Origin of the sequence: Planomonospora sp. ID67723 (genome assembly GCF_015711605.1) — a bacterium.
GTDB lineage: Bacteria > Actinomycetota > Actinomycetes > Streptosporangiales > Streptosporangiaceae > Planomonospora_A.
In genome coordinates this window covers 1457861-1473697 of sequence record NZ_JABTEZ010000001.1, presented here as the reverse complement: position 1 = coordinate 1473697, position 15837 = coordinate 1457861, and the positions used below count along the sequence as shown (strand labels likewise).

General features: G+C 72.2%; 15 protein-coding genes. 9 read left to right on the top strand and 6 right to left on the bottom strand.

The window, feature by feature from the left end; all coding sequences use genetic code 11:
- Nucleotides 1–76: 76 nt before the first annotated feature.
- Nucleotides 77–286: a PspC domain-containing protein gene (locus tag HS041_RS07000; protein WP_196439663.1), complete on the bottom strand. Its 210-nt coding sequence runs from the start codon at nt 284–286 to the stop codon at nt 77–79.
- Nucleotides 287–535: 249 nt separating this feature from the next.
- Here HS041_RS07000 and HS041_RS06995 point away from each other — a divergent pair, with 249 nt between their 5' ends.
- Together HS041_RS06995 and HS041_RS06990 are read left to right on the top strand one after the other, a co-directional pair.
- Entirely contained in the window at nt 536–2098 is a 1563-nt protein-coding gene (locus tag HS041_RS06995) for a M28 family peptidase (RefSeq protein ID WP_230878452.1), read from the top strand.
- Nucleotides 2099–2274: 176 nt separating this feature from the next.
- Nucleotides 2275–3774 (top strand): M28 family metallopeptidase, encoded by a 1500-nt coding sequence (locus HS041_RS06990; RefSeq protein ID WP_196439662.1) that lies wholly within the window; start codon nt 2275–2277, stop codon nt 3772–3774.
- Between the two features lie 104 nt (nt 3775–3878).
- Here HS041_RS06990 and HS041_RS39195 read toward each other — a convergent pair whose 3' ends face one another.
- Nucleotides 3879–4010: a hypothetical protein gene (locus HS041_RS39195; protein WP_255529547.1), complete on the bottom strand. Its 132-nt coding sequence runs from the start codon at nt 4008–4010 to the stop codon at nt 3879–3881.
- Between the two features lie 107 nt (nt 4011–4117).
- Between HS041_RS39195 and HS041_RS06985 the strand changes: the two genes are divergently transcribed.
- The 5 genes from HS041_RS06985 (at nt 4118) to HS041_RS06965 (ending at nt 7419) form a co-directional block, all read left to right on the top strand.
- On the top strand, nt 4118–4315 hold the full coding sequence (locus HS041_RS06985; protein WP_196439661.1) for a hypothetical protein: 198 nt from the start codon (nt 4118–4120) through the stop codon (nt 4313–4315).
- 128 nt (nt 4316–4443) lie between these two features.
- Entirely contained in the window at nt 4444–4860 is a 417-nt protein-coding gene (locus tag HS041_RS06980; RefSeq protein WP_196439660.1) for a CBS domain-containing protein, read from the top strand.
- A 130-nt stretch (nt 4861–4990) separates the two neighbouring features.
- Entirely contained in the window at nt 4991–5443 is a 453-nt protein-coding gene (locus HS041_RS06975) for a DUF6098 family protein (RefSeq protein WP_196439659.1), read from the top strand.
- Between the two features lie 147 nt (nt 5444–5590).
- Complete coding sequence (locus HS041_RS06970) at nt 5591–6430, top strand: undecaprenyl-diphosphate phosphatase (protein ID WP_196439658.1); 840 nt, start codon at nt 5591–5593, stop codon at nt 6428–6430.
- A gap of 146 nt (nt 6431–6576) precedes the next feature.
- The gene (locus HS041_RS06965; protein WP_196439657.1) at nt 6577–7419 is read left to right on the top strand and encodes a flagellin; all 843 of its coding nucleotides are present in this window, start codon (nt 6577–6579) and stop codon (nt 7417–7419) included.
- 42 nt (nt 7420–7461) lie between these two features.
- On the opposite strand, the gene HS041_RS06960 is transcribed toward HS041_RS06965, so the two are convergent.
- From HS041_RS06960 to HS041_RS06950, 3 genes are all read right to left on the bottom strand, one after another.
- Complete coding sequence (locus tag HS041_RS06960) at nt 7462–7686, bottom strand: hypothetical protein (RefSeq protein WP_196439656.1); 225 nt, start codon at nt 7684–7686, stop codon at nt 7462–7464.
- Entirely contained in the window at nt 7683–8276 is a 594-nt protein-coding gene (locus HS041_RS06955; RefSeq protein WP_196439655.1) for a hypothetical protein, read from the bottom strand. The genes HS041_RS06960 and HS041_RS06955 overlap by 4 nt, the downstream gene beginning before the upstream one ends.
- A 180-nt stretch (nt 8277–8456) precedes the next feature.
- Nucleotides 8457–11036 (bottom strand): glycosyl hydrolase family 18 protein, encoded by a 2580-nt coding sequence (locus tag HS041_RS06950; protein ID WP_196439654.1) that lies wholly within the window; start codon nt 11034–11036, stop codon nt 8457–8459.
- Nucleotides 11037–11308: 272 nt separating this feature from the next.
- Between HS041_RS06950 and hrpB the strand changes: the two genes are divergently transcribed.
- A complete protein-coding gene (hrpB, locus tag HS041_RS06945) occupies nt 11309–13987 on the top strand; it encodes an ATP-dependent helicase HrpB (protein ID WP_196439653.1) in 2679 nt (892 codons plus the stop codon).
- Nucleotides 13988–14070: 83 nt separating this feature from the next.
- Here hrpB and HS041_RS06940 read toward each other — a convergent pair whose 3' ends face one another.
- Nucleotides 14071–14781 carry a hypothetical protein gene (locus HS041_RS06940; protein ID WP_196439652.1) on the bottom strand — a complete coding sequence of 237 codons (711 nt, stop codon included), beginning with the start codon at nt 14779–14781 and terminating at the stop codon, nt 14071–14073.
- 188 nt (nt 14782–14969) lie between these two features.
- On the opposite strand from HS041_RS06940, the gene HS041_RS06935 reads away from it, so the two are divergent.
- Nucleotides 14970–15833 carry an SPFH domain-containing protein gene (locus HS041_RS06935; protein ID WP_196439651.1) on the top strand — a complete coding sequence of 288 codons (864 nt, stop codon included), beginning with the start codon at nt 14970–14972 and terminating at the stop codon, nt 15831–15833.
- Nucleotides 15834–15837: the final 4 nt, after the last annotated feature.

The window sequence follows — 15837 nt, the reverse complement described above, 5'->3', positions numbered from 1 at the left end:
TCGGCCGCTCCCGTCCCCACCGGCCGGACCACGGCGGCTCAGCCGGCCGCCCGTGCGGGCGACCGGCGCCGGACGGTCACCGAAGGCGCGTGGAGTACGGCTCGGCGGTGCTCACCGACGCCTTCGGAACGAAGATCCACATCAGGACGTAGGCCACCCAGAGGGGTCCCGGGAACAGCGAGAGCAGGAACCACAGCACCCGCACGGTCGTGGGGGACCAGCCGAGGCTCTCCGCGATGCCGCCGCAGACGCCGGCGATGATCTTGTGGTTTCTCGAGCGGTGCATGTCTTGTCTCCCCGGATCGTGGTTTCTCACCCGGTAGAACGAAGGGCGAAGAGACTCCCGTTCCCGGTGGATCCCTGAGAAAACCCTGTCAGGGTCGGATTCCACAGCGCATCGTCCACTGCGATCACTCGGGCTCCATAACTATTCGCGAATCTCCACGATTTCCCCTAGGCGAAGGTGATTGATGACGGTACGTTCCGCCTTAGTACGGAATGGGGACCCCCCACGTAATACTCCCGAGGAGCGTTCATGCGCTTGAGATTCCGACGCGGCATGGTCCGAGGCCTCACCCTCGCCACGGCCCTCGCACTTCCCCTCGCCTTCACCCCGCAGGCGAGCGCGGCCGCGGTCGATATCCCCGACGTTCTGGCCAACGCCGTCGCCCACAAGATCAAGGGTAAGAACGTCAAGAAACACCTGGACCAGTTCCAGGCGATCGCCACCGCCAACGGCGGCAACCGCGCCGCCGGCACACCGGGCTACGACGCCTCGCTCACCTACGTGCAGAACAAGCTGCGCAAGGCCGGCTACCGGACCTCGACCACCGACGTCGAGTTCCCGGTCAAGTGGGAGGAGTTCTCCCCCTCGGTCCTGCAGCAGACCGCCCCCGAGGCGAAGACCTATACCAACCCCACCGACTTCGTGACCGTGCACTCCTCCAACGGCGGGGACGTCACGGCGCAGATCCAGGTCGTCGACGCGGTCATCCCGGTGCCGCCGACGCCCAACACCTCCACCGCGGGCTGCGAGGACGCCGACTTCGCCGGGTTCGTCCCCGGCCGGATCGCGCTGATCCAGCGCGGCACCTGCCCGTTCGTCGACAAGGCCACCAACGCCAAGGAGGCGGGAGCGGCCGGTGTGATCTTCTTCAACGAGGGCCAGCCGGGCCGTACCGACCCGCTGGAGTTCGACATCGTCGAGTGGCGCCTCGGCTTCCCGATCGTGATGGCCAGCACCGCCGTCGGCCTGGACCTGGCCGACAGCCCGAACACGACGGTGCGCCTGAAGGTGGACGCCAAGACCACGGTCGGCCAGACCAGGAACCTCATCGCCGACTCCCGCTGGGGCAAGAGCGGCGAGATCGTGATGGCCGGCGCCCACCTGGACAGCGTGTCCGAGGGCCCGGGCATCAACGACAACGGCTCCGGCACCGCGGCCGTCCTGGAGACCGCGCTGAAGATGGCCTACGTGCCCACCAAGTACAAGCTGCGCTTCGCCTTCTGGGGCGCCGAGGAGCTGGGCCTGCTCGGCTCCGAGCAGTACGTGGCCGGACTCTCCCAGGCCGAGAAGGACAAGATCCGGCTCTACCTGAACTTCGACATGGTGGCCTCCCCGAACGACGCCACCTTCCTCTACGACGGTGACGACTCCGACGCCGAGGGCGCGGGCCCCGGCCCGGAGGGCTCCGCCGCGATCGAGAAGCGCCTGGAGGCGTTCTACGCCAAGCGCGGCCTGCCGTTCGAGGGCACCGACTTCGACGGCCGCTCCGACTACGGCCCGTTCATCGCCAACGGCATCCCCTCCGGCGGCATCTTCACCGGCGCCGAGGACATCAAGACGGCCGAGCAGGCCGCGAAGTTCGGCGGCACCGCGGGCGTCGCCTTCGACCCCTGCTACCACGCCGCCTGCGACACCATCGCCAACATCAGCGACGCCGCGCTGGAGCGCAACTCCAAGGCCGTCGCCTACACGTCGGCGTTCTTCGCCTTCGACCTGTCCACCATCCCCGACCGCAACGCCGCCACCACCGCCAAGGCGAAGTCCGCCGCCGTCGCCCCGGCGCGGCACTCGCACGGTGACGAGGCCAAGTAGCACGCCGGGCACGACAGGGCCGTAAGACCGGCCCGTCCCGGGTGGCGGGGCCGCGCGAGCCGTATCCGGCCGCGAGGGCCCGCCGCCCGCGCACCACCACGCCGTACGGCGCGCACCCCCGGCCGAGGGGGCGCGCGCCGCTCGGGGGACCCCCCACCTCCGACCCGAGGAGCATCATGCGAATTCTCCGGTCCATCGGCATGGCAGCGATCCTGACCATTCCCCTGACCCTCTCGCCACCGACCGCGTCAGCGGCGGCGGCGCCGGACATCTCGCTCGCGAACGTCAAGGCGCACCTGTCCCAGTTCCAGTCGATCGCGACCGCCAACGGCGGCAACCGCGCGCACGGCCGTCCCGGCTACCTGGCCTCGGCCAACTACGTCAAGGGGCTGCTCGACGGCGCGGGCTTCAGCACCACCCTGCAGTCGTTCACCTACAACGGCGCGACCGGCTACAACGTCATCGCCGACTGGCCCGGCGGCGACCCCAACGACGTCCTCATGGTCGGCGCCCATCTCGACAGCGTGTCCTCCGGACCCGGCATCAACGACAACGGCTCCGGCAGCGCCGCCATCCTGGAGACCGCGCTGGAGGTCGCCCGGCAGGGGCTCACCCCGGCCAAGCACCTGCGCTTCGCCTGGTGGGGCGCCGAGGAACTGGGCCTGCGCGGCTCGCAGTACTACGTCAACAACCTCCCGGCCACCGAGCGCGCGAAGGTCAAGGGCTACCTGAACTTCGACATGGTCGGCTCCCCCAACCCCGGATACTTCATCTACGACGGGGACAACTCCGACGGCACCGGTTCGGGTCCCGGCCCCGCGGGCTCCGCGCAGCTGGAGAGGACGCTCCAGGACTACTTCACCTCGATCGGCGTGCCGACGCGGGGAACGGACTTCGACGGCCGCTCCGACTACGGCCCGTTCATCGCCGTCGGCATCCCGGCGGGCGGCACGTTCACCGGGGCGGAGGGCATCAAGTCCAGCGCACAGGCGAGCCTGTGGGGCGGTACGGCGGGCCAGGCGTTCGACCGCTGCTACCACCGCTCCTGCGACACCATCACCAACATCAACGACACCGCGCTGGACCGCAACTCCGACGCCATCGCCTACGCGGTGTGGACGATCGCCACCACGACCCCGCCCGCGGTCGTCTGGCAGGACACCTTCGAGACGGCGACCGGCTGGACCGTCAACCCGTCCGGCACCGACACCGCCACCCTCGGCCAGTGGGAGCGCGGCGACCCGGCGGCCACCTCCTCCAGCGGGACCAAGCAGCTCGGCACCACCGTCAGCGGGGTCAACGACCTGGTCACCGGCCGCCTGGCCGGCTCCTCGGCGGGCGCCTACGACGTCGACGGCGGCGTCACCAGCGTCCAGTCACCACCGGTCACCCTGCCGGCCGGCGGCACGCTCAAGCTCGGCTTCTCGTGGTACCTGGCGCACGGGTCCAACTCCTCCAGCGCCGACTTCCTGCGCGTGAAGGTCGTCGGCTCGACCACGACCCAGGTGTTCCAGCAGCTCGGCGCGGCTGCCAACCGCAACGGCGCCTGGGGCTCGGCCGAGGTCGACGTCTCCGCGTTCGCGGGGCAGAGCGTCCGGATCCTGGTCGAGGCGGCCGACGCCTCCGGGGCCTCGCTGGTCGAGGCCGGGGTGGACGACGTAAAGATCACCCGGTAGTAGGCCGCGAGGCGGCCGTGCCCTTCGCGGGCACGGCCGTACCGGCCGCCGGCAGAGCGGCCGAGGGCCTGCGGATTCACCGGCCGCGAGTCACCGGCCGACGGTCACTGAAGGTCCTCAAGGTCCTCGTCCTCCTCGGGCCCGGCCTCCTCTGCGCCCTGGCCCCGCTCGGCGACGGACTCCAGGAGGGGGTCGTTGTCATCGGTTTTCGGGCTGCTTTCCTCCGGCATCGTCATAACCCCTCCATGCCCTCATTGTCCGATTTCATACCGTAAGAAGCACAAGTTCCGGATTCACTCCCACCCCTCAGGGAATCGTCCTGTTTCCACGAGAAGGAGGGGTCATGACGCAACCACAGCAGCCCGAGCTCCGCAGGTCCGGAGGTGCTCCGACGAACGACGAGAACCTCGACGTGATGCCGGAGAGCCCCAGCGGCTCCTCGGCCTCCGGGGGTCGTCCGCACGGCATGGACAAGGGCAACAAGGGCGGCGGGGAGGGCGGCGGCGTGCCTCCGGACCAGCAGCCGCCGCACCCGGCCTGACCTCCCGTCCCTCCGTCCCGCCCGGCACCCCGGGCGGGACTCCCAGGGATTACCAAGTTGGGATAAATCCAGCCGTTTGTCCGTTTCGTGTGGGGTAAGAGTCTCCATCACAAGCAAAGGGGGATCTCATGAGCAAGACCGTGGCCGACGTGATGACGGCCGACCCGATGACGATCGACGCGAACCAGCCCGTATCCGTGGCGGCCAAGATCATGAGCGACGAGGACACCGGGGCCGTGATCATCACCAACGACGGTGTGATCACCGGGATCGTGACCGACCGCGACATCGCCGTCCGCATCGTGGCCGAGGACAAGGGCCCCGAAACGCCGGTCCGGGACGCCTGCAGCGACGACCTCGTGACGGTCGGGCCCGACACCAGCATCGAACAGGTCGTGCAGCTGATGCGCTCCAAGGCCGTCCGCCGGATGCCGGTGGTGGAGAACGACAGGGCCGTCGGCATCGTGAGCATCGGCGACCTGGCGATCGACCGCGACTCCGGTTCGGCGCTGGCCGACATCTCGGCCGCGAAGGGCAACCAGTAGACCTCGGCGGGTCGGCGGCCGGGACCGCGCAGGCCGGTCCCGGCCGCCGGCCACCGAACCCCGCCGCCGTGTGTGAGCTGCTCGCGCGAGGGAACCGAGAACCCTACGGCCCGGGGGAAACGAGGTGAACATGGGCTCCGAACCGTCCGTCATCACCAGTCTGCGAGAGCTGGCGGCGTTGCTCGGCGAGCGGCGGGGACTGTTCATCCGGTGGTCCAGGGACCTGGACGGCGACCGCGCCAACGGCGGCAGCCGCGACTCCCTCACCGGCGCGGAGCTGCCCGGCCTGTCCGCCAACCCGCTGGACGTCGAGGACTGGTGGGGTGAGCGGCCGATCCGGCTGTGGGCCGCCCGCCGCTTGCACGACTACTCCCACCTGCGCCGGGAACGAGGGCCCGGGGTCAAGGCATGGGTCCTGTCCGGCGAGGAGGTGGGCCGCGGCCCCGACAACGAGCCCCTCATCGAGTGCCGCGAAGTGGTGGCCATCGTCGACGAGGCGGTGATGAAGGAGGCCGGCGAGCTCGTCGACAGGCAGGGGTGCGACGAGTGGGGCCCTCTCGACCGGGGACAGGCGAGACGGTGACGGCGGGGGGGTGACGGCGATCACCGCGTGGCTCTCACGCGCCGGCTCTCTCCCCGCCGGATGACTTCGATCGGCCGGATGGCCGAGTCACACGCTTCTGCTTCCTCCGCTAGCCTCGCGTAGGTCACGCACGCGCTGGGACGGAAGGTGTCCACGTTGATCGGCTGGTTTGAAGCGGTGGTCCTCGGGATCCTTCAAGGACTGACGGAGTTCCTGCCGATCTCCTCCAGCGCCCACATCCGGGTGGTGTCGGCGTTCTTCGGCTGGAAGGACCCGGGAGCCGCGTTCACCGCGGTGATCCAGCTCGGCACCGAGACGGCGGTGCTCATCTATTTCCGCAAGGAGATCTGGGAGATCATCTCCACCTGGACCCGGGCGCTGTGGACTCCCGCGCTGCGCGGCCATCACGCCGCCCGGATGGGCTGGTACGTGATCGTCGGCACGCTCCCCATCCTCGTCCTCGGCCTGCTCTTCAAGGACAGCATCGAGACGGTCTTCCGGGACCTGCGCCTGATCGGCGTCACGCTGATCGTCTTCGGCCTGATCCTCTGGTTCGCCGACCGCACCGCCCGCACCAAGCTCACCCTGGAGCGGCACCTCAGCTTCACCCACGCCGTCGTCTACGGCTTCGCCCAGTCCCTGGCCCTGATCCCCGGCGTCTCCCGCTCGGGCGGCACGATCACCGCGGGCCTGCTGCTCGACTACCGCCGCGAGGAGGCCGCCAAGTACTCCTTCCTGCTGGCCATCCCCGCCGTGCTGGGCGCCGGCGTGCTGGAGCTGTTCGAGATCGGCGAGGGCGCGGCGCCCGCCTGGGGACCGACCATCCTGGCCACCGTGATCTCTTTCATCGTCGGCTACGCGGCGGTGGCCTGGTTCCTGAAGTACATCAGCACCCACCGCTTCACCGGCTTCGTGATCTACCGCGTCCTGCTCGGCGTCGCCATCATCGCCCTGGTGAGCCTCGGTATCCTCGATCCCACCGCCTGACGGCCGGCCGCGCCCCCCTGAGGGCATCCGCTCAGAAAAACCCGAAAAACTCCCGTCAGGAAACCTAAAGGCTCCCCGGCCACCGCCGATAACGGTGGCAGAGCCGACCACGGACCGGTCGGCACAGCCCTCATCAGGAGGATGTCATGGGGCTGCGGATCAACCAGCACATCGGGACGGAGAACGTCCATCACCGCTCACCGGCGGGCGGCACGGCTCCGAGGCCGCCGGAGGGGCCGCCCGGCGGCCTCGGAGCCGTGCCGCCGGTGAGCGCCGCCGCGGAGTCGTCCGCGCCCGCGAACACGCGGGCCGACGATCTCAGAGCGGCCGTGCGCAGCGCCCAGGACGGCATCTCGATCGTGCAGACCGTCGAGGAGGCGCTCGCCCAGGCCCATTCCGTCCTCCAGCACATGCGCGGGCTCGCCACCCAGGCCGCCGCCGACGGCGGCACCCGCGACCCCAGGGAGCAGCAGGCGGCCGACAAGCAGTTCATCCAGCTCAGGGGGGAGCTCGACCGGATCGTCAGCATCGCCTCCGGCGCCGGCGAGCCGCTGGGCGGAGCCTCCTCCGGCGTCCTGCGAGCCGAGACCGCCGGCATCGGCCGGCAGCTCAGCACGGGCCGGGGCATCGTGGACACGGCCGCCCTCGACCTGGGTTCCGCGTCGCTGGTCGACACCACGAGCCCCGGCGACCGGACCTCGAACGCCGCGGCCGCCCATGCCGCGGTCACTTCCGTCGACACGGCCATCCAGGCGATCTCGGACACCCGGGCGAAACTCGGCGCCATCCGGAACCACTTCGAGCACGCGATCAGCAGCCTCAACACGGCGATCGGTGCCCTGTCCGCCTCGGAGTCCCGGCGTGGCCACACCGCGGCGGCCGAGAAGGCGGCCGCGGCCACCCGCGACCAGATCGCCTTCCAGGCCCAGGCCTCGATCGCGGCCCAGGCCAACCAGGCTCCGCGCTCCGCGCTGAAGCTCCTGAGCTGACCCTCCGCCGACGCCCTCCTGTCGGGCACGCGGGAAGGGACGTCAGGACCCGTCTCGGGGGTGCTGCGCACCCCCGGAGCGTCCGGCGCGGATCCTGGCGGCCTCCCGGTAGGCCGTCACCACGGCCACGGCCATCGCGGCAACGGACGTCCCCGCCGGGATGACCGTGTTCAGCGGCCAGGCGACGTCGCCCGGCAGCACGAACATCAGCAGGATCGACAGAACGCTGACGGCGACCCAGACGGCGGGCCTGCGCCACACGCTCACCAGCCCTCCCGCCATTCGTACCAGGGACCCCGGAGATGCTCGTAGGACGTCTCGGGCGCTTCGGGAGGACTGCCGGCGGGGATCCAGGCGAGGCCGTGGGTGTCGAGGAAGCCGGCGCCGTCGAGCTGGAAGCTCACCCCGCCGCCGATCTTCGTGACCGACGAGACCGGCAGCAGCCCGGCCCACCGGCCGCCGCTCCCGGGCTCGGCACCGGTGCTCACGGCCCGCGCCAGCCGCTCCATGCTCGCCTCGGAGAGCGCGAACCGCACCTGCCAGGGGACGCCGGCGTGGACCAGCCCTGCCACCGCCGCCGCCATGGCCGGTGCCGCCGCCCAGCGGATCCAGTGCCTGCGCAGGCCGGGGCGGCCGTCGGCGCGGATCAGCCCCACCAGGAACCGGGGGAGCCAGACGATGGCGAGCACGAGGAACGCGAACCCGCCGAGCAGCGTCGGCCCGAAGTAGCCGCCCGGGACGCTCACGCCGTACAGCAGCAGCAGGCCGGTGAGTGCGGCGGCCGGGAGCAGCAGCCATCCCGGCGGACCGGTGAGCGTGCGGGTGAGCCACGGCAGGCGGGGCTCCGGTGGTGTCATCGGCACATCCAGGGGTCAAAACGGAACAATGCGGCTATTTCGCCACACGAGTGCGACCGCCAGGCCATCGTGCCACGCGCCGCGGTGACCGGCGTCAGCCTCCGCGCCGACCCGCGGTCCCCCGGCAGGAGGACCGCGGGGCCGCCGCGGCCGGCGCCGGCCGCGGCGGCCCCGGGTGGATCACCTCAGACCGGTGTCGACGGCGTTCGTCAGGACGCCGGTGTCACCGGACATCTCCCAGACCATCACCCCGAGCAGCCCCTTCTCCCGCACCCAGGCGGTCTTGCGGGCGATGGACCAGGTGTCGTCGAAGGTCCACCACTGGCCGCCGTTGCCGGTGAAGCAGGAGGTGGCCACCGCCTGCTCGTCGTGGCGCACGGTGCAGCCCGGCACGCTCGCCACCAGGTTGCCGTACCCGCGGGTGCCCGCCTCCTCCTGGAACTGGCCGGGGGCCGCGCCGGTGGCCGACTGCCACTCGCCGGATCTCCCGCCGTCGGAGACCCCCTGCCAGCCGCGCCCGTAGTAGGCGAGCCCGATGGTGATCTTCCTCGGCTTCACCCCGGCGTCCAGGTACTCCTTGACCGCGTTCTCGACGCTGAAGTGGAAGGGGTACGGATCGTCGGTGTCGGCGTACAGGTTGCCCTGGTGGCCGGTGCGGTTGGGCTCCCAGGAGTTGTCGCTGCCCGAGCCGTGGAAGTCGTAGCCCTGGACGTTGAAGATGTCCATGTGCTCGGCGACCTGGGCCAGCTCCCAGCCCGCCTCGATCTTGGCCGGGTCCGCCGGGGTGAAGGCGGTGAGCTGGTAGCGTCTGCCGGTCTCCTCGGTCAGCGCGTCGAGCTGCCTGCGGAACTCGGCGATCAGCAGCGTGTTGTTCCGCTTGTCGGCGGGGCTGACGTGGTTGCCCGGGTGCCCCTCGGCGCCCGGCCACTCCCAGTCCAGGTCGATGCCGTCGAAGACGCCGGCCGCGGTGCCGGGCCCGCCCGCGCCGTTGTACACCGGCAGGTTCCCCTTGATGTACATGTCGATGCAGGAGCCGACGAACTTGCGCCGGGAGGCGTCGGTGGCGGCCACGTCGGAGAAGTACTTCGAGTAGGTCCAGCCCCCCAGGGAGATCAGCACCTTCAGGTGGGGATGCTTGGCCTTGAGCTTGCGGAGCTGGTTGTAGTTGCCGCGCAGCTTCTCCCAGCCGGTGTCGGCGACCCCGTCCACGGACTGCGCCGCGCTCATCGGCCTGCCGTAGTCGGCGTCCGCGTCACCCGCTCCGTCCCCCTGGCCGGGGTCCTGCGGGTTGGGCGAGGTGCCCTTGGTGACGCCGTTGAGGCAGGTCAGGTTGACCGGATCGATGTTGCCGAAGGCGTAGTTGACGTGTGTCAGCTTCGCCGCGGCCCCCGTGGTGTCGAGGTTGCGCACGAAGTACTGACGGCCGTAGATGCCCCACTGCACGAAGTAGCCGACCCGGGCGTAGCCCTCCCCGACGACGTCGGCGGTGCTCGCCCTCAGCTCGTTGCTCGGCGGCGAGACGTTGTCGTACAGGTCGCGGGCCCGCACGGTGAAGGTGTACTCGGTGGACGGCGAGAGCCCGTTGACCGTGACCGACGTGCCGGGCACCGTGGTCTTGAGGGTCGCGCCGAGGTAGACGTCGTATCCGGCGACGCCCTTGTCGTCGGTGGAGGCCTGCCAGGCGAGCGAGATGCTCGCCGGGCCCCTGCCCGTGCTGCGCAGCCCGGCCGGGGCGGTGGGCGGCCGGGTGTCGTCACCCGGGTTGTTCGTCCTCACCTTCAGCGCCGTGCCGGCCGGGGAGGCGGTCCCCTTGCGGTCCTTGGCCTTCACCGTGAAGGTGTACTCGGTGTCGGGGGTCAGGCCGGTGACGGTCGTGCCCGTCCCGGTGACCGCCGCGGCGAGCGCCGTGCCGTTGTAGACCTCGTAACCGGTGACGGGGAGGCTGCCCGGCACCGAGGCGTCCCAGGCCAGCGAGACGGTCCTGGTGGTCCTGACCGGGGAGCGCAGGTTCCCCGGCGCCGCGGGCGGTGTGTCCGCCGACCCGTCGCATCTGACGTCGTTGACCCGGCAGTTCTCCGGCTCGGCGGAGGCGCTGAGGGTGAAGGCGGGGCTGTACGGCTCGGTGGACCCGCCCGCGGGCACGGTGGTGTTGTAGTGGGCCGGGGTCAGCGTGACCTGGCGGCCGCTCTGGCTCAGCGTCGCGTGCTGGGCCCCGCTCGCGGTGATCCCCGCAGGCAGGTCGAAGGTGATCGACCAGCCGTTGAGCGCGGTCGCGGTGTTGTTGGCGACCGTGAACCCGCCCCGCGTCCCGCTGCCCGTGTAGGCGGCGGTGACCGGCGCGGGCGGGGGCGGTGGATCGCCGCCGCCGTCGCAGGCGGCGTTGTTGATCGTGCAGCCCGTCGGCTGGACCGGCGAGCTGAGGGTGAAGGCGGGGCTGTAGGGCTCGGTGGTGCCGTTCGCCCGCACGGTGTTGATGTAGAACGCCGGAGTCAGCTTGACCCGTGTCCCGGTCTGAGCCGTGGTGGCGTTCTGCGGATTGCCGACGGTGACGCCGGGCGGAAGGTCGAAGGTGATCGACCAGCCGGTGACCGGGGTGCCGCCGGGGTTGCTCACCACGAACTTGCCCTGGTTGCCGGTGAGGCTGAACGCGGCGGTCAGGCGGGCGGCGGCGCCGGCCGGGACGGCGGTCAGCGCGGTGGCGACGGTGGCCAGTGCGGCCAGCATGGCGAGAACGAGCAGCCTGGGGGGTGTACGGCGCATGCGGAAACTCCTTCTTTTAGGAAAGTTTCCTAACAATTACGCGGATCGTAACTCCGGCTCCCCGAGCCGACAAGACCCGAAAAGTTCTGCCGGGCCGCGGGACCGGCCCTCCCGCCCCGGCGGTGGCGCCGCCCGGGCTCCAGCGCTGCCACCCCGCCGTCGGCCCGCCGTCCAGCGCCGCCTCGCCGGCGACCTCCACCTCTGACGTCACCCCGTCGCCCCGGACCGGCCTCCCCGGTCATCGCACCGGCGCGTTCGGGGAGACTGGACGGATGCGTTCCGAGTGGTCCGGACTGCCCGTCCGGCATGTCCTCCCAGAGCTGCTGGCGGCCCTGGACGAGCACGGCACCGCCGTGCTCACCGCCCCGCCCGGCACCGGAAAGACGACGCTGGTCCCCCTCGCCCTGGCGGGCCTCCTGGACGGCTCGCCCGTGCGGAAGGTGGTCGTGGCCGAGCCCCGGCGGATGGCGGTACGGGCCGCCGCCCGGCGGATGGCCTGGCTGCTGGAGTCCGAGGTGGGCGCGGAGGTCGGCTTCTCGGTCCGGGGCGAGCGCAGGGCGGGCCCGCGCACGGTCGTCGAGGTCGTCACCACCGGAGTTCTCCTCCAGCGCCTCCAGCGCGACCCCGAGCTCGGCGGCGTGGAGACGGTGCTGCTGGACGAGTGCCACGAGCGCCACCTGGACGCCGACACCGCCCTCGCCTTCCTCCTCGACGTCCGCGCCACCCTCCGGCCCGACCTCCGGCTGCTCGCCACCTCCGCCACGGCCGACGCCCGGCCCTGGGCCCGCCTGCTCGGCACCGGCGCGCGCCCGGCCGCAGACGGGGAGGGGACCGGAGCCGCCCCCGCGGACGAGGCCGGGGCGGCCCCGATCATCCACGCCTCCGGCACCCTGCATCCCGTCTCCCCGGTCTGGGCGCCGCCTCCCCGGCCGACGGCGCCGCCGCACGGCATGCGGGTCGATCCCGCGTTCCTGTCCCACGTCGCCGACGTCGTACGGCGGGCGCTGGCCGAGCGGGACGGCGACGTGCTCTGCTTCCTGCCGGGGGTCGGCGAGATCTCCCGGGTCGCGGGAATGCTCGCCGGGCCCGGCCCGGACGCCACGACCGCTCCCGGCCGTGCGGGAACCCCGGAGGGGATCCAGGTCCTCCAGGTCCACGGCCAGGCCCCGGCCCACGTCCAGGACGCGGTCCTGTCCCCCGGCGGGACGCGGCGGGTGATCCTCGCGACCTCGGTCGCGGAGTCGAGCCTGACCGTGCCCGGCGTCCGCGTCGTGGTCGACTCCGGTCTGGCCCGCGAGCCGCGCACCGACCACGCCCGCGGCCTCGGCTCGCTCACCACCGTCCGCGCCTCCCGGGCCTCCGCCGAGCAGCGGGCCGGGCGGGCGGGCCGGGAGGCGCCCGGCGCCGTCTACCGCTGCTGGTCCCGGGCCGAGCACGAACGGCTCCCCGAGCACGCCCGACCCGAGATCGCCCTGGCCGACCTGACCGGTTTCGCCCTGCAGGCCGCCTGCTGGGGCGACCCCGCCGCCACCGGTCTGGCCCTGCTCGACCCGCCCCCGCCCGCGGCGATGGACGCCGCCCGCCGTACGCTGCACGCCCTCGGCGCCCTCAGCCCCCGTGACACCCCTGCGGGTCCGGCCGCGCACAGCGCTCCCGGAGAGCTCGACGGCCCGGACCTCTCCCGCGCCGTCGTCACCGGCCGGGGCCGCAGGATGGCCGCCGCCGGGGTCCACCCCCGCCTGGCCCGCGCCCTGGCCGACCTCGGTCCGCGAGCCGCCGAGGTCGTCGCGCTCCTGTCCGAGCAGCTCCCCCGCGACGCCGGCGACGACCTCGTCGCGGTGTGGCGCTCGGCGCGCCGGGGCGGTGACGGCTTCTCCGCCCGATGGCGGCAGGAGGCCAGGCGCCTGGCGGGAGCCGTACAGCGGGTGGAGCACGGCCGGGAAGGCCCGCAGGACGGGGGGCCGGATCCGGAGGCGGCCCGCTCGTGGGACGACGACCGGCTGGCCGGGACCGCGGTCGCGCTGGCCTACCCCGAGCGGGTCGCCAGACGGCGTGGCGGCGCCTACCTGATGGCCTCGGGGACCGCCGCCGAGCTGCCCCGGGGCTCCCGGCTCGACACGGCGGAGTGGCTGGCGGTCGCGGTCGCGGACCGTCCGGCCGGGTCCGCCTCGGCGCGGATCAGGCAGGCCGTCGTGATCGACGAGGAGACCGCCCGGCTCGCCGCCGCACCGCTGTACGACTCCGGGGAAGAGGTCGCCTGGCGGGTCCCGCCGGGGCAGCGTCACGGTGACGTCTCGGCCCGCCGGGTCGAGCGCCTGGGCGCGATCGAGCTGTCCTCGGTCCCGCTGCGCGACGCCGACGTCAGGCCCGCGATCCTGCACGGCCTGCGCACCGAGGGCCTGTCCGTGCTGCGCTGGCCGCCCGGGGCCGTGGCCGTGCGCGAGCGGCTGGCCTTCTGCCACCGGGCGCTCGGCGACCCCTGGCGCCCGGTGGACGACGCCTCCCTGGTGGACGCCGCCGACCTGTGGCTGGAACCCGAGCTCTCCCGCGCCCGCCGCCGCGCCGACCTGGAGCGCATCGACGTGACCGCGGCCCTGCACCGGCTGGTCCCGTGGAGCGCCCGCCTGGACGAGACGGCCCCGGAGCGGATCGAGGTGCCGAGCGGGTCGCGGGTCAGGATCGACTACTCCGGCGAGCGGCCGGTCCTCGCGGCCAAGCTGCAGGAGCTGTTCGGCTGGGACGCGGCCCCGAGTGTCGCCGGGGTGCCGCTGACGGTCCACCTGCTGTCCCCCGCGGGCCGCCCGGCGGCCGTCACCGGAGACCTGGCCTCGTTCTGGCGCGAGGGCTACCGCGCGGTCCGCGCGGAGCTGCGCGGCCGCTACCCCAAGCATCCGTGGCCCGAAGACCCCCTGTCCGCCGCCGCCACCCGCCGCACCAACCACCACCGCTGAGGCCACCACCGCTGAGGCGTCATCGTCGCGGCCGGCGCCGCGCCGGGCGCGAGCACCCCGGACCGCCGGAGCGGCGAACCTCCTCAGGCTGGCAGCCGGTCGCGGGTGGGGGTGATGTCCTCGATGCGGGTGACGGGCATGTCCTTCGAGATGACGGTTCCGCCCAGAGCGGTGGCGAGGGAGACGGCGGTCCGGTAGAGGAGCTCCAGGCCGGGGTGGTCGGGGTCCTCGTCGAGGTCGATCTCCAGATCGACCGCGTGGTCGGCGTCCTCCAGGGGCCAGTCCGGGGTCGGCCAGTCGTAGGAGACCTTGACCGGGTCGTCCTTGGCCCCGTCGATGTGGCAGAAGCCGAGCTCGTGGTCGTGCCTGACGGTCCGATCGCCGAGGATCGGGCGGACCAGCGCGGCGACCTCCTCGCAGTCGAGCGCGTGCCGCCCCGCCAGGCTCACCTGGACGTCCACGTAGGAGTCGTGCACATCCGGCGGGTACAGCGCCCCGCCGATACGGCTGGCCAGGCCGTTCAGGACGAAGCCGCCCGCGTGCCTGCTGCCGCTGTGGCTGGCGATGATCGCCCCGCGACGGTCGGCGGGGATGCGCGCCTTGCCCGCCAGGTCCTCGGTGATCTCCACCCAGCGGATCTTGGTGCCCCTCGCGACGAACCAGTCCCCCGAGACGAAGAGGCCGGGGTCGTACTGGCGGAGCAGGCTCTCCAGCCGGGCCGGCTCCGGGGGCCGGTAGGTGAGCAGGGCGGGGTTGGAACGGAGCTGACGCGCCGTGCGATCGAGGAACCACATACCGCCAGTATGCGGGCATCCACTTGCGAACCACTTGCGGACCTCCTGGTCACAGCGCTGCGACGGCGTTTCCGCCGACGTTCCGGGCGGTGTCGCAAGCGGTGCCCCGGCCGCCGCCGTACGGCTTGCGCGCGATGCCGGTCCATGGGCTATCGTAGTGATATCACTTCGATAGCAAAGGAAGGTCCATGGAGCGACAGGCGTTCCGGATGAGCGGGTTCACGGTCCTGGCCGGACTGCTGGTCGTGGGAGGGATCGTGGCGGCCGTCGTGGCGGCGGCCGGATGGACGACCTCGGCGATGGCGCTGATAGCCGCCGCGGGCCCGTGGGGCCTCGCCGCGCTCGTCCTGCTGAGCGGGTTCACCGTCATCAACCCGAACGAGGCGAAGGTCGTCCAGTTCCTGGGCCGCTACGTCGGCACGGTGAGCCAGGCGGGCTTCCAGTGGGTGCTGCCGTTCACCACCAAGCAGCACATCACCCTCCGGGTCCGCAACTTCGAGACGGCCAAGCTCAAGGTGAACGACGCCGACGGCAACCCGGTGGAGATCGCCGCGGTGGTCGTCTACAAGGTCACCGACACGGCCAAGGCCACGTTCTCCGTCGACGACTACGAGGAGTACGTCGCGATCCAGTCCGAGGCGGCCGTCCGCCACCTGGCCACCAGCCACCCCTACGACGCCCACGAGGAGGGCCGCACCAGCCTGCGCGACGGCGCCGAGGTCGCCGAGGAGCTCACCGCCGAGCTGCGTGAGCGCACCCAGCTCGCCGGCGTCGAGGTACTGGAGGCGCGGATCACGCATCTCGCCTATGCTCCGGAGATCGCCCAGGCGATGCTGGTCCGCCAGCAGGCCGCCCAGGTCGTCGCGGCCCGCACGCACATCGTGGCCGGAGCGGTGGGCATGGTCCGGCTGGCGCTGGACAGGCTGGCCGAGGAGGGCGTGGTGGATCTCGACGAGGAGCGGAAGGCGCAGATGGTCTCCAACCTGCTGGTCGTCCTGTGCGGCGACCGGGCGACCCAGCCGGTGGTCAACGCCGGCAGTCTCTACTCCTGAGCAC

Coding starts and splice junctions, on each gene's coding strand:
- HS041_RS06990 (WP_196439662.1), top strand. CDS start 2,275: ATGCGAATTCTCCGGTCCATCGGCATGGCAGCGATCCTGACCATTCCC.
- HS041_RS06950 (WP_196439654.1), bottom strand. CDS start 11,036: ATGCGCCGTACACCCCCCAGGCTGCTCGTTCTCGCCATGCTGGCCGCA.
- HS041_RS06980 (WP_196439660.1), top strand. CDS start 4,444: ATGAGCAAGACCGTGGCCGACGTGATGACGGCCGACCCGATGACGATC.
- HS041_RS06985 (WP_196439661.1), top strand. CDS start 4,118: ATGACGCAACCACAGCAGCCCGAGCTCCGCAGGTCCGGAGGTGCTCCG.
- HS041_RS06975 (WP_196439659.1), top strand. CDS start 4,991: ATGGGCTCCGAACCGTCCGTCATCACCAGTCTGCGAGAGCTGGCGGCG.
- HS041_RS06935 (WP_196439651.1), top strand. CDS start 14,970: ATGGAGCGACAGGCGTTCCGGATGAGCGGGTTCACGGTCCTGGCCGGA.
- HS041_RS06965 (WP_196439657.1), top strand. CDS start 6,577: ATGGGGCTGCGGATCAACCAGCACATCGGGACGGAGAACGTCCATCAC.
- HS041_RS06995 (WP_230878452.1), top strand. CDS start 536: ATGCGCTTGAGATTCCGACGCGGCATGGTCCGAGGCCTCACCCTCGCC.
- hrpB (WP_196439653.1), top strand. CDS start 11,309: ATGCGTTCCGAGTGGTCCGGACTGCCCGTCCGGCATGTCCTCCCAGAG.
- HS041_RS06940 (WP_196439652.1), bottom strand. CDS start 14,781: ATGTGGTTCCTCGATCGCACGGCGCGTCAGCTCCGTTCCAACCCCGCC.
- HS041_RS07000 (WP_196439663.1), bottom strand. CDS start 286: ATGCACCGCTCGAGAAACCACAAGATCATCGCCGGCGTCTGCGGCGGC.
- HS041_RS06955 (WP_196439655.1), bottom strand. CDS start 8,276: ATGACACCACCGGAGCCCCGCCTGCCGTGGCTCACCCGCACGCTCACC.
- HS041_RS39195 (WP_255529547.1), bottom strand. CDS start 4,010: ATGACGATGCCGGAGGAAAGCAGCCCGAAAACCGATGACAACGACCCC.